10 protein-coding genes are annotated in these 13,417 nt (G+C 70.6%); 5 read left to right on the forward strand and 5 right to left on the reverse strand.

The features are described from left to right. Positions 1-113 precede the first annotated feature (113 nt). Positions 114-1,064, forward strand: coding sequence for an esterase/lipase family protein (locus EIL87_RS19885; protein WP_125092094.1), 951 nt, complete (start codon positions 114-116; stop codon positions 1,062-1,064). A gap of 747 nt (positions 1,065-1,811) precedes the next feature. On the opposite strand, the gene EIL87_RS19890 is transcribed toward EIL87_RS19885, so the two are convergent. Beyond that, positions 1,812-3,116, reverse strand: a complete 1,305-nt coding sequence (locus tag EIL87_RS19890; RefSeq protein WP_125092095.1) for an MFS transporter — start codon at positions 3,114-3,116, stop codon at positions 1,812-1,814. A 345-nt stretch (positions 3,117-3,461) separates the two neighbouring features. On the opposite strand from EIL87_RS19890, the gene EIL87_RS19895 reads away from it, so the two are divergent. The 4 genes from EIL87_RS19895 (at position 3,462) to EIL87_RS19910 (ending at position 8,393) form a co-directional block, all read left to right on the forward strand. Further along, positions 3,462-4,772: an MFS transporter gene (locus EIL87_RS19895; protein WP_233576399.1), complete on the forward strand. Its 1,311-nt coding sequence runs from the start codon at positions 3,462-3,464 to the stop codon at positions 4,770-4,772. Further along, positions 4,769-6,382, forward strand: coding sequence for an AMP-binding protein (locus EIL87_RS19900; RefSeq protein ID WP_125092097.1), 1,614 nt, complete (start codon positions 4,769-4,771; stop codon positions 6,380-6,382). The genes EIL87_RS19895 and EIL87_RS19900 overlap by 4 nt, the downstream gene beginning before the upstream one ends. An 800-nt stretch (positions 6,383-7,182) precedes the next feature. Continuing rightward, the gene (locus EIL87_RS19905) at positions 7,183-7,806 is read left to right on the forward strand and encodes a ClpP family protease (protein WP_125092098.1); all 624 of its coding nucleotides are present in this window, start codon (positions 7,183-7,185) and stop codon (positions 7,804-7,806) included. Then, positions 7,803-8,393 carry a ClpP family protease gene (locus EIL87_RS19910; protein ID WP_125092099.1) on the forward strand — a complete coding sequence of 197 codons (591 nt, stop codon included), beginning with the start codon at positions 7,803-7,805 and terminating at the stop codon, positions 8,391-8,393. Before EIL87_RS19905 ends, EIL87_RS19910 begins: the two co-directional genes overlap by 4 nt. A 705-nt stretch (positions 8,394-9,098) precedes the next feature. On the opposite strand, the gene EIL87_RS19915 is transcribed toward EIL87_RS19910, so the two are convergent. The 4 genes from EIL87_RS19915 to EIL87_RS19930 all read right to left on the reverse strand — a co-directional run bounded on the left by EIL87_RS19915 (position 9,099) and on the right by EIL87_RS19930 (position 12,837). Further along, entirely contained in the window at positions 9,099-9,476 is a 378-nt protein-coding gene (locus tag EIL87_RS19915; protein WP_125092100.1) for a helix-turn-helix domain-containing protein, read from the reverse strand. 60 nt (positions 9,477-9,536) lie between these two features. Beyond that, positions 9,537-10,190 carry a YdcF family protein gene (locus EIL87_RS19920; protein ID WP_125092101.1) on the reverse strand — a complete coding sequence of 218 codons (654 nt, stop codon included), beginning with the start codon at positions 10,188-10,190 and terminating at the stop codon, positions 9,537-9,539. 123 nt (positions 10,191-10,313) lie between these two features. Beyond that, on the reverse strand, positions 10,314-11,264 hold the full coding sequence (locus EIL87_RS19925; RefSeq protein ID WP_125092102.1) for a S1C family serine protease: 951 nt from the start codon (positions 11,262-11,264) through the stop codon (positions 10,314-10,316). Between the two features lie 568 nt (positions 11,265-11,832). Continuing rightward, the gene (locus tag EIL87_RS19930; RefSeq protein ID WP_125092103.1) at positions 11,833-12,837 is read right to left on the reverse strand and encodes a tetratricopeptide repeat protein; all 1,005 of its coding nucleotides are present in this window, start codon (positions 12,835-12,837) and stop codon (positions 11,833-11,835) included. Between the last annotated feature and the right edge of the window lie 580 nt (positions 12,838-13,417).

Raw genomic sequence — 13,417 nt, forward strand, 5'->3', positions numbered from 1 at the left:
ACGGCGTGGTGTCGCTCGGGAAGAGCAACCTGCCGCCCGAGCGGCGCAATTCGATTGCCTGGTGATCGGGGTCGCCTTAGCGTGGTCTGGACATCAAACCTGGGGGATGTTCGATGACACGCCAACCTGGGCGACGACTGCCCGCACTGGTCCTCGCGGCAGGCCTCGGCCTGTGCGCGCCCGTTGCGGCCTTGGCCGAGCCGGCCGCCGCGGATTCGAAACCGGTGCTGCTGGTCCACGGCTACAACGCAGGCTCCGACGCGAACTGCAGCGATCTGTGGGGTGCGGCGCGCGCGGAGTTCGACGGGCGTTCCACGCGGACGATCGGATACTACGAAGGTGACACCGAGTGCACCGAGTACGTCGCCGGCCGCGGGAACAACACCACCGACACACCGATCCAGGACATCGCGAAGGAGTTCGCGAACCACATCCACTCCGAGTACACGAGCAAGGGCCAGTCGGTCGACATCGTGGCCCACTCGATGGGCGGCCTGGTCACCCGCGTCGCGGTGCTCGGAACCCGCGAAGGCTGGGCCGGTTTCCCACCGAGCGTCGAGGTCGACGACGTGGTCACGCTCGGCACCCCGCAGGGCGGCATCACCAAGGACCCCTGCTCCGACCAGTCCGAGTGCTCCTACCAGTGGTGGCAGATGACGCGGGAGCAGGACGGCGGTTCCGGTTTCACCAGCAAGCTGCACGAGTCGAAGAAGGGTGCCGCCGACCGCGGTTTCGACGACCCGTGGGCGAAGGGCATCGACTGGAGCCTCGTCGGGTCCGAAGAGGACACCACGGTGGACTACGACCGCGCGATCGACAAGGGCTACTGGGCGCACCAGAAGTACGGTTTCGACGAGGACCTCAACAACAACGGCGATCCCGACTGCACGAGCCCCGAGGAGATCGACCACCAGGCCATCCGGTTGGTCCGCGACGGAGACTTCTGCCTCCGGTACTGGCACCACGGGGACAACGGCGGCCCGTACACCACGGGCAAGGGCTGGGCCCCGCTGGAGATCGCCCGCAACGCGATCAACCACAAGGGCGACAACCTCCCCCGCTGACCGAGACGGGCACGGCCCGCGCGGGACAGCCCAACCCGCGCGGGAGCCCGGCCCCAGGTGGGACGCCTCAGGTCGCACGGGAGCCCCGGCCGGCCGGACAGGACATCTCAGCCGAGCGGTGCGAGCGCTTCAACCGAGCGAGGCGCTTCACTCGCCCGGCAGCCTCGGCCCCTGTCCCAGAATCCCACCCGACTCGACCTCGCCCCTGGCGGACCAGGACCGATGGACCCACGCACCCCCGAACGACGACCTTGGCCTCGTCGGGGCGTTCGAACCTCGCGCGAAGTTCCGACACCACCCCACCCGATCTCGACCGCCGCACGACGCACGCCGCACCGAACGTGGCGGTACCTAGCGTTTGCCGCTGATCAAGGCGAGGGGTCTCGATCCCGCACGACCCGTCCGCGATAGCGCCGGGGAGCCACACCTCGCGCGACGTGCGACTCCACCTCACCCGGCCCCAACCGAACGACGCACGCTGCACCGAGCGTTGCCGCTGATCAGACAGCGAGGCGCGATGAACCTCGCACGGCCCGTTCGCGCGAGCTGGGAGTCGACATCCGCGCGAAGTTCGAACCCACCCCACACGACCCGAACCGAAGGACGCACGCCGCGCCGAGCGCGTGATCGCTGATCAGACCGGAAGGCGCTGAGAACTTCGCGCGGCCCGTTCCCGGACGCTGCCTCGAAAGTCGGGCGAGGTCCGACGCCCCGGCGTGTCGTGGTGGCACGCCGGGGCGGGTGGGTTCAGGCGTTGAGGTCCGTGTCCCGGGGTTCGCGGACCGCTGTGACGGCGAGGAAGGAGATGGTGCTGAGCACCATCACGTACGCCCCGACCGAGAAGGCGCTGCCGGTGGCCTGGGTGAGGGCTGTGGCGATGGTCGGCGCGAACGCCCCGCCGAGGATGGCGCCGAAGGCGTACCCGATCGAGACGCCGGAGTAGCGCACCCTGGCCGAGAACATCTCGGCGTACAGCGCCGACATCGGACCGTAGGACAAGCCGATGCCGAACGACAGCACGATGATGGCCACCGCGAACAGCACACCGCTGCCGGTTTCCATCATGAAGAACATCGGCATCATCCAGGCGAACACGGCCGCGTAGCCGATCTGGAACGTGCGCACTCGCCCGATCCGGTCGGACAGGCCACCCGAGTAGACGGTGAACACCAGCCAGCCGACGGCGCCCACGATCGTCGCCGCCAGCACGGTCGGCCGCGACAAGCCGAGGGTCTTGCCGTAGCTGAGGAAGTAGGCGATCACCAGGTAACCGGCGGCGTTGTTGGCGATGAAGATCAGTGCGGCGAGCACGACGTTGCGGCTGTTGGTGCGGAACAGCTCGGTCAGCGGTGCCGAGGAGTACGCGCGGCGCTCGAGCAGCTCCTGGAAGACGGGGCTCTCCTCGACCAGGCGGCGCACCAGGTAGCCGAAGACGATGAGCACCACCGACAGCAGGAACGGGATCCGCCATCCCCACGCGTTGAACTGCTCCTCGGTCGTCGACGAGCTGATCGCCCACAGCACACCGGTGGCCAGGATCAACCCGAGCGGCACACCGGTCTGCGGGTAGGACCCGAAGTAGCCGCGCCGGCCGAGCGGAGCGTGTTCGACGGCCATCAGCGCCGCGCCACCCCACTCGCCACCGGCGGAGAAGCCCTGCACGATGCGCAGCACGATCAGCAGGAGCGGTGCGGCGACGCCGATCTGGGCGTAGGTCGGCAGCAAGCCGATGAGCGCCGTGGCCGAACCCATCATGATCAGCGTCATGACCAGCATCGCCTTGCGCCCGAGCCGGTCGCCGAACCGCCCGGCGATCACGGCCCCCAGCGGCCGGAACAGGAAGCTGATCCCGATCGTGGCCAGCGACAACAGGCTGGCCACGCCGGGTGCGTCCTGGCTCAGAGGCGCGAAGAAGTGCGGGGCGAACACCAGGCTCGCGGCCTGCGCGTAGATGAAGAAGTCGTACCACTCGATGGTCGTCCCGACGAGCGTGCTGGCGAGCAGCCGCTTCTCGTCACGGGTGCGCGCGGCGCGCGGCGGTGAGTCCGACATGGCTGAACCTCGTTGTTCTGTCGATGGGTCGAATGACTGTTTAGTCGGGAGGACGCGCCAGGTCGAGTGCTGGGAGCGCGCAGTTGTCATCGATCCCGCTGCGGACCACGGCTCCGAAGCGGTCCGCGCCCGGGAAACCGCAGGTAGCAGACTGGGTCGCCTTCCACTGACAACCGACGCGGAGGGCGGCCGCAGCGGCAGCACGCGGCCGGTGCCGCAGTGGCAGGAACCCACCCGCGGAGCCGGTACTGCTCCCTCGCGGTCCGGATGCCCGTTCTTGACCAGGGGTGGCCCGCGCCGTAGCTTGCCTAGCAAGCGCTTGGTTCACACGAGGCGGTGGTGTCGGTGGCGGTACCCGAGGCGGCTCCCGCTGCGGCGGCGGTGGACCGGCGTCAGGTGCGCAAGGTGGCCTTGTCCGGGCTGCTGGGCACCGTCATCGAGTACTACGACTTCCTGCTGTACTCGACCATGGCCGCGCTGGTGTTCGGCACGCTGTACTTCCCCGGCTCGAACCCCGCGGTGTCGACCATCGCCGCGTTCGGGACGCTGGCCGCCGGCTACGTGGCGCGGCCGCTCGGCGGCTTGCTGTTCGGGCACTTCGGCGACCGGCTCGGCCGCAAGTCCGCGCTGATCACGAGCATGGTGCTGATGGGCGTGGCCAGCGTGCTCATCGGCGTGCTGCCCACCTACTCCTCGATCGGCCTGACCGCGCCGGTGCTGCTGGTGCTGCTGCGCTGCGTGCAGGGCATCGCCGTCGGTGGCGAGTACGGCGGTGCGGCGCTGATGGTCATCGAGCACGCCGACCCACGCCGACGCGGCAGCTGGGCCGGGATCATGCAGGCCGGGTCGCCGCTCGGGTCGTTGCTGTCGAACGGGGCGGTGGCGCTCGTGACGCTGCTGCCGCGCGAGGACTTCGTCTCGTGGGGCTGGCGGATCCCGTTCCTGGCCAGCGCGGTGCTGCTCGTCGTCGGGCTTTACGTGCGGTTGAGCGTGGTGGAGAGTCCCCTGTTCCGGCAGGCGCTGGAGAGGTCCGGCGAGCGGGAGCAGGTGCCGCTGCTGCGGGTGCTGCAGCGGCCGCGCGCGGTGGTGCTGGCGTGCGCGGCCGGGATCGGGCCGTTCGCGATGACGGCGCTGATCGGCTCGCACAGCGTCGCCTACGCCAAGGGGCTCGGCTACGAGCTGCCGGACATCATGCGGGCGCACCTGCTGATCAGCCTCACCGGCTTGATCGGCATCCCGATCTTCTCGGCGTTGTCGGACCGCATCGGGCGGCGGCGGGTGCTGCTGATCGGCGCCACGGGCGCCGTGCTGTTCGCGTTCCCGATGTACGCGCTGCTCGACCTGCGCACGGTGCCGTCGATGATCACCGCGCTGGTGATCGCGCAGGTCTTCCAGAACTTGATGTACGCGCCGCTGGCACCGATGCTCTCGGAGATGTTCGGCACCCGCGTCCGCTACACCGGTGTGTCGTTGGGCTACCAGATGGCGAGTCTTCTCGGCGCGGGCTTCACCCCGATGATCGCGGCAACGCTGGTGGCCGGCTCGGGCGGGTCCAGCCTGCCCCTGAGCTGCATCATCGTGGGCGCCGTCGCCGTGTCGACCGTCTCGGTGCTGTTGATCTCCGAGACCCGCGGCCGGGACCTGGCCGAGTCATGAGGACCTTCGCCGAGGTCGTGCACGCGCGCGCTCGCGACGAGCGGGTGGGCTTGCGCTTCGGCGACCGGGCGTGGACCTGGGCGGAGGTGGTCGCCGAAGGGGCGCGGCGAGCGGGACTGCTGCGCCGGCGCGGTGTGCGGCACGTGGGTGTGCTGCTGGAGAACGTCCCGGACTACGTGTTCTGGCTCGTGGCCGCCGCGCTGGAGGGCGCGGTGCTGGTGGGTGTGAACCCGACGCGGCGCGGCGAGGGTCTCGCGCGCGACATCCGGCACACCGACTGCGACCTGGTGGTCACCGAGGACCGGTGGGCAGGGCTCCTCGACGGCCTCGACCACGGCGCGGCGGTGCTCAACGTCGATGCCGACGAGCTCGACCTGCCCGACGAGGAGCTTCCCGCACGGCTGCCGGAAACCGAGCGGACGTTGTTGCTGCTGTTCAGCTCCGGCTCGACCGGTGCCCCGAAGGCGGTGATCTGCTCGCAGGGGCGTCTGGGCTCGCTCGCCGCATCGCTGGCCGAACGCACCGAACTCACCCGCGATTCGGTGTCGTACCTGTGCATGCCGCTGTTCCACGGCAACTCGGTGATGATGAACCTCGCGCCCGCGATGCACGTCGGGTCGACGGTGTGCCTGGCCCGCACGTTCTCGGCCTCGGGTTTCGCCCGCGACGTCCACCGCTACGGCGCGACGTTCGTGAACTACGTGGGCCGGACGCTGTCCTACGTGCTGGCGCAGCCTGAAGGCCCGGCCGATCACCGCAGCACTCTCCGCCTCGCCGTTGGGACCGAGGCGTCGCAAGCGGACGCGGAGCGGTTCGCCGAGCGGTTCGGCTGCCGGGTGTCCGAGGGCTACGGGATGAGCGAAGGCGTCCTGCGGATCAACCGGACAGCGGAGAGCCCACCGGATTCCCTGGGACTGCCCCTCGGCGGTGTGGACGTCCGCGTGCTGCGCGAGGACACCGGCAGCGAGTGCCCTCCGGCGGAGTTCGACGAGCACGGCCGCCTCCTCAACGCCGAGGAAGCCGTCGGTCAGATCGTCGCCCTCGGCCAGGCCCACGCGTTCGAGGGCTACTACAACAACCCCGGGGCGTGGGCGGAACGCGTTCGGGGCGAGGACTTCTGGACCGGCGACCTCGCCTACCGCGACACCGACGGCTTCTTCTACTTCGCCGGCCGCACCGCCGACTGGCTCCGGGTCGACGGCGAGAACTTCGCCGCGGCCTCGCTGGAGCGCATCCTCGACCGCTGGGACCCGGTCGAGGCGGCCGCGGTCTACCCGGTCCCCGACCCGCGCACCGGCGACCAGGTGATGGCCGCCCTCCAACTGCGCGCCGACTTCGACCCCGAGGGTTTCGCGCGGTTCCTGACCGCCCAGCGCGACCTGGGCACCAAGTGGCTGCCCCGCTTCGTCCGGATCACCGCCGAGATGCCCACCACGGCCAGCGGCAAGACGGCCAAGGCCGCCCTCCGCCGCGCGGCCTGGCGCACCGAGGACGCGGTGTACTTCCGCACCGGCAGGGAGATCGACTACCGCCTCCTCACCCCCGAGGACCGGGAGCACTGGGAGCGGTCCTTCGAACGCCACGGCCGCACGTCGTTGCTCCCGGGCTAGGACCTGGTGAGAGATCCGCTGTGCCCGGCGGTGCCAGTGACAGCGCCTGCACGGCGTCGCGGCCCCCGCGCCGCGTGACGTACGTGCACCGCTTCAGCGGCCCGTACCACGTCTCACCTCCATGACCCGCCAGGCCGGCACGATGTCGCTGCCCTGAGACCGCCAGGCCGGTATCGCGGCCGAGGTGCGACTGGCCCGGACCGCTTCGTCGACCGGCGAGCTCCCTCCGCCGGCGGGCGCCGTTCCCGCAGATCGTGAGTAGCTCCCGACGAGCGCTTCCGCGGCTTTCCAAGCTGTGGAGACAACCCGGCAACGACGCCGGTAACCCGAGCCCCGAACCGGGATGATCGGGAACCCGGCATCCACCTGAGCCGGAGCTGCCGACCCGTGTGGTCGGCGCACGCTCAACGCGCAGCGGGATCAGTTGCGGCCGTCCGACTCTCGCGCCGCTGTTCAGAAGTGGGGAGCACTCCTGAGGCGGTTCCACGGGCTTCGCCACGCGCGCGACTGGGAGCCCTCCACAGCTTCGCGCGTGGCGCGGTGGCCGGACGCCATGCACCACCGCCCAGCACGAGCACGCCCATTCGCAGGGAACGTGCTCGCCCGGCCCGGTGCGCGGTCCCAGAACCGGTGAGCCGCTCCTCCTTCCGACACGGTCGTGGGCGGACGCAGCTCAACAGTCCGACGTAAGACCCTCGCCTCGGTGGGACGACGTGGGTATCGGCCGGCGCTGCTGAGAGCAGATCCGCTGCCGGCAGCATGGGACCCCACGGACCGGGATTCGGCGACATGGTTGTCGCATGGCCACTGACGAGAAGCAGCCGATGTTCGACCACCGGCTTCGCGAGAAGTTCTTCAGCCAGCGGGTCCTGGTGCTCGACGGTCTGCTGGACGACGACAACGGGACCGTGCTGGTCACGCAGATGCTGTCGCTCGCCCACGCGTACCCGGGCAAGGACATCGCGCTGTGGATCCACTCCCCCGGCGGTTCGGTGCCGTCGATGCTGGCGCTCCGCGACGTGATGCGGCTGGTGCCCTGCGACGTGTCCACGCTCGCGCTGGGGCTCGCGTGCAGCGCGGGCCAGTTCCTGCTGTCAGCGGGCACTCCCGGCAAGCGCTTCGCGCTGCCACACGCGCGGATCTTGATGCACCAGGGTTCCTCGGGCATCAGCGGCTCGGCCGTCGAGGTGGAGGTGCAGGCCGACGACCTGCGCTACACGCGGGACACCGTGCTCGGCTTGATCGCCGAGGACACCGGGCAGCCGGTCGAGCGGGTCTTCGCCGACTCGCTGCACGACCGGTGGTTCAGCAGCGAACAGGCCCGCGAGTACGGGTTCGTCGACCACGTCGTGGACGACCTCGGCCAGGTGATGCCCTCGCGCACCCCAGCGGGCCTCAACGCGGGAACGGGGGTCCGGGCATGAGCAGCTACACGATCCCCAACGTCATCACCCGCAGCAGCAACGGCGAGCGGATCATGGACGTCTACTCGCACCTGCTCGCCGAGCGCATCGTCTACCTCGGCACCCCGATCGACTCGGGCGTCGCCAACGCGCTGATCGCCCAACTGCTGCACCTGGAGGCCGACGACCCGGACCAGCCGATCAACCTCTACATCAACTCCGAGGGAGGGGACCCGTCGGCCATGCTGGCGCTCTACGACACCATCCGCTACGTCAAGGCCCCGGTCGCCACGACCTGCGTGGGCCAAGCCGTCGCGGCCAGCGCGGTGCTGCTCGCGGCAGGGGCGCCAGGTCGCCGCAACGTGCTGCCGCACACGCGGGTCGTGCTGCACCAGCCGGCCGCGCAGGGCCGGGGCACGATCCCGGACCTGATCTTGCAGGCGGACGAGGTCGTGCGGGTCCGCACCCAGCTGGAGGAGATCCTCTCCCAGCACACCGGCCAGGACGTGACCACGTTGCGGCACGACACCGACCGCGACAGGGTCTTCAACGCACCAGGCGCGGTCGACTACGGACTAGCCGACCAGGTCCTCGACCAGCGCAGTTGAGCCTCCGCATCGGAAGCGCTCTTCGTGGCGGTGCCAGCAGCAGGGACCTAGGCCGGCTCCGTGGACTCCGCACACCGCTCCTCGCGACATGTCGCTACGCGGTCTCACCTCGTTGCAGCGCACTCACCACACACACCTGCGGCGGCGCGTGTCGAATCCCGTTCGAACTTCGCGCGAAGTTCACCCTCCGGCGCTCTCCAACGGGTCGCGGAGTTCTCTGCGCCTCGCCCTGATCAGCGGAAACGTACGGTGCGGCGTGCGTCCTTCGGCCGTGGTCGGGTAGGGGGTGTCGAACTTCGCGCGAAGTTCCACCCGCGGCCCTGGCCTCGAACTTCGCGCGAAGTTCGAAGCCCGAAGTCCACGTCGGATGTCGCGCGAGAGGTGAAGAGCGCGCCTGCGCGCGCGGCGTTGGGGCGCGGAACAGCGCGCCACCGCACTCCCCGCCAGCTCCTCGGGTAGGGCGAGGCAGGCGGGACTCGTGGCGGTACAGCCTGGCCTGCCAGGGCACCCTGGCACCAAGGAGCAGTTTGGCTCGCTAGGGCCGGGATCAACCGGGGCCGGCGAGATCACGCGGGACCGACGAGACCACGCGGGACCGACGAGACCACGAGAGACCGACGAGACCACGAGAGACCGGCAGGACCACGAGAGACCGGCAGGACCACGCGGGACCGGCGAGGTCGCCGGACGGTCCGCGGGTCGGTGCTAGGCGGCCAGGAGGACGGGACCCGCCGACAGCGTGAGGGGCCCGGCCGAAGGCGTCGTGGGTCCTGCGAACAGCGTGGCCGAACCTGCGGAGCGCGTGAGGGGTCCGCTGCGCCGGACGTCGCCGGCGATGCTGATGAGCAGGTCGGACAGCTCGACCTCGAGGGCGCCGGTGATCGCGGCGATCATCTCGCTCGACGGCTCCTTGCGACCTCGTTCGACCTCCGAGAGGTACTGCGGCGACACGCCGGCGCGTTCGGCGACGTCGACGAGCCGGTCCCCGCGGTCCTCCCTGATCGCGCGCAGGGTGCGGCCGAGCTCCTCGCGCCACAGCGGCTCCGGCCCGCGCTCCTGCTGGAAGTCGACAACCTCCGCCATGCGCTCATCCTGGCACCCCGCGCGAGCGCGGGCGCCCGGTTCTGCTGACGGCGGAACGGATCAGTCCCGCACGAGCCGGCGGGTGTACCCGGCGGAGAGGAGGCGCTGGTAGGCCGCCACGACCTCGTCCGGAACCGGCTGGGGGTTCGCGAAGCCGCGCTCGGCGTAGACCGTGATCCGCTGGGTGTCACCGACGAGCATGTCGATGACGCGGTGGGCGTCGCCGATCGCGCGGACGTAGTCGTCCAACGGGAGGCGCTGGGAGCTGCAGATGACCTCGGCCTCCGGCCAGACCTTGCGCGCCGTGGCGAAGGCGCGGCGTTGCTGGTACGGCTTCGACACCAGCAGCAGGGACTTGATGTCCCGGCTCGCCAGGACGTCGCGGGTGTACTCGATGTTCTCGGAGGTGTTCGTCGCGTTCGGCTCGACCAGGATCGCCTCGTCCGGGACACCGCGCTCCAGCGCGTGCTCGCGGTAGTGCACGGCTTCGCCTCGCGGGAAGCGCTCGGTGGTGGTCGGCGCGTTGGCGCCGGTGAACACGATCAGCGGGAACCAGCCGTCGCCGTAGAGCTCGACGACGTGGTCGGCGACGCCGAGGTCGTGGCTGCCCAGGCCCACCCCGACATCACATCGCCGCAGCTCATGGCGCAGGTCGTGGTAATCCCACAGCAGCTGGACGTCGGCGCGGTGCTCTTCCGGGACGACGCTCTCCATCTTCCCCAAGCTACCGGGCCTCGCCGAGGCGGACCGGCCTCGCCTCTTCAGTGCGGCACGCACCACCGCAGCCCGAACACCTGCACGACGCCGACGATCTCGGCCCTGGGCTGCGAGACCACATCAGGCCGCAGCGTCTTCGAGCTCCGTCGGTTCGGCGATGACGTCGACCATGGCGCCGTTGCGGGTGACCGTGATCTGCAGCGGCTTGCCGATGGCTTCGGCGAACATCAGCCGTTGCAGGCCCTGGGCGTTGCGCACCGGCTGGCCCGCAGCGGTCAGCACGAGGTCCCCGCGGTGCAGGCCAGCGCGGTCGGCAGGGCTGCGGCGCACGACGTCGACCACCCGCAGTCCGGTGCGCTGGTCCAACCGTGCCACCAAGTCCTCCGGGAGCGGCGCGGGCGTGGTGACCAGGCCGAGGTAGGCGCGGCGCACCCGACCGGAGAGCAGCAGCGAGCGGATGATCCGCCGCGTGGTCGAGTTGATCGGGATCGCCAGTCCCACACCGATGCCGGCCACGGCGGTGTTGATGCCGACGACGACCCCGTGCGCGTCGGCGAGCGCTCCGCCGGAGTTGCCGGGGTTGAGCGCGGCGTCGGTCTGGATGACGTCCTCGATCATGCGCGTGGCACGCCCGCCACCCGCCGGCATCGACCGCCCGAGACCGCTGATGACCCCCGCGGTCACCGACCCGGCCAAGCCGAGCGGGTTGCCCACGGCGACCACGAGCTGACCGACGACCAGCGCGTCGCTGTCGCCCAGTTCCACCGGCCTCGGCACCTGGCCGGACACGCGCACCACCGCCAGGTCGGACAGCGGATCGGAACCGACCACGGACAGCTCACCGCTGGTGCCGTCGGCGAAGTCGGCGGTCCCGTCGCGGGCACCGCCGAGCACGTGCGCGTTGGTCAACAGGTAGCCGTCGTCGTCGAACACCACCGCCGAACCCTTCGCCTCACCCCACTCCCCGCGGGTGCGCAGGCTCGCCACGCTCGGTGTCAGCGCAGCGGCCACCGAACTGACGGTGCGCGAGTAGGCATCCATCGCGCCGGACGGCTCCGGAACCCCAGCCATCACGACCTCCCCGCCTCAAGCCACTACCCACCGGAACGCAACACCCCCACCCGGACATTCCCGACACGCCGGCGGGCCACCACGACTCGCCCCGGCTCGACACCGTGGTCAACCCGTACGGATCCGACACACGCCACCACCCGCACCTGCATTGCCTTTCTGATGAGAAACGGGGTTACCGAGGTGATCAGCCCCCAGACCCCAGCTCCCCCGGATCACCTCGGTGATCAGAGCCCGGCTCGTCGGGGGATCCGCGACCCCCAGAGCCCCAGCTCTCCCCGCACTGATCGGGAAATCCGATCACCGGGGTGATCTGCCAACCCAGGACCCCAAGCACCCCCCCGCGACCCGGAACCCCGCAGATCAGGGACCCGACCACCAGGGACATCCGCCAGTTCAGGACTCCAGCTCCCCCGCAGCCGGATCACTTCGGTGATCAGGGACCCGATTGTCGGCGTGATCCGAGTCCCGTCGGGCGTGGAGCTCCCGTGGTGAGTCGTGCTCCGGTTGTGGGGTGCTGGGGATCGTGCCCGGCCTGGGCTGGGGCGGGCGTGGGATGCGCGGTGAGTCAGGTGAGGAGCTCGTGGCGGGCTTTCCCCGCCATGTCGGCTGCGTGGTGGAGGCCGCTTTCGGTGAATCGCCTGTGCAGCACGCCGAGCTCCTCGTCAACCTTGGCCGGGGCGGCGCCGCCGCGGGCTCGGCTCTTGACGAGCCCGAGCCGGGCCAGGGCCTCACCTCGGGGTTCGGAGATGTGGGCGAACTCGTCGACCGTGGCCCGGTAGACCTGCTCGGCTTCGGCGTAGCGGCCCGCGCGGTAGAGGACGTTGCCGCGCATCTTGTGGTTGTAGGCCAGCGCGGCTTCCAGGCGCATCTCGCGGCAGGTCTCCTCGGCGTCGCTGAGCAGCTCCAGGGCCCGCTCGACGTCGCCGCGGAGCGAGGTGAGGTCGGCGATGCCGCGCAGCGCCCAGGCCCGGCCGCGCTGGTCATCACCCTCGGTGGCGATCCGGCAGGCCTCGGTGAACATCGCCAGCGCGGTGTCGTGGTCGCCGTTGTGCCGGTGGATCTGCGCGATCCCCTCCAGGGCCCAGACGACGTGCCGAGGTTGCCCGTCGGCACGCGCCTCGGCGAGCAGCTGCTCGTGGAGCCGCAGGGTCCCGGTGAAATCGCCCTGCACGCGGCCGGTTTCGGCGAGCCCGGCGAGGGCGTAGCCGCGCGCCACGCGGTCGGTGCCGAGCTCCGCGGTCGCCGCTGCGCGGCTGAGCAGGCGGTGCGCGAGGGGGTACCTGCCGCGTTGCCGGGCCAGGGTCCCACCGCTCCACAACGCCCACGCCATCGCGGTGGGGTCGGTCGCCTCTCGGGCGGTGCGGTAGCTGGCCCGCCACGCCCGCTCCGCACGCTCGACCCGGCCCAGCCGCCGGCACGCCTCGGCGATCGCGAGTTGCGCCCCCGCTCGCTCGACGGCCGTGGTCGCCGCGGCGTCGTGCCGCTCGGCCTCGTCCAGCACCTCGTCCAGCGACGCGTTCACCGACAACGCGGCGAGCCCACCCCGGTACTCGGCTGCCTTGGCGCGCATGGAACTCCCTCCAGTAGGCGGACCTCCCCGAACCCCCAGGCCGGGTGATCATTTCCACAGTCGAACCTAGGTCCGCCGCAGCCGCGGAACCTCAGGTCTCATCCCGGAGATGCGCAGCGGGAACCCTGAGGGCATCCCGTAAGACCAAAGTCGTACGACCCCTGGAGTGGAGTCCGCACGAGTCGAATCGCGCGACCGCAGCTCCTCGGCGGTGCACACGCCCCCAGTCCGAGCCGACACGGCATGCGCTCGACCGGAGCGACCCGCGCCCGTCGAACGTCCAGCACGAGGAGCTGTGCTCACCAGCCTTCCGCACATCATCCGGCGTGGAGGTCCCGCTTCTGCTGGGGAAGTCCGGTGAGGCCTGCACCCACCCGGGACACCGCGACGGCCGACGGGCACAAAACGGTACGCGAGGGGGAGTTCCCATGGGGACTCCCCCTCTGGAATCCGGACGACCCGTCCTCGACGACGTCTCCGCGAATCGCGAGTTGGGGAGGAGCGTTGACTGCAGCGCAGCACGAGGGGGTGGGAGCGAACCGCCGGAGGAGGTAGCCACCACCCCGTCGCGCGCCGAACC

This window comes from Saccharopolyspora rhizosphaerae (genome assembly GCF_003931915.1).
Classification (GTDB): Bacteria; Actinomycetota; Actinomycetes; order Mycobacteriales; family Pseudonocardiaceae; genus Saccharopolyspora; species Saccharopolyspora rhizosphaerae.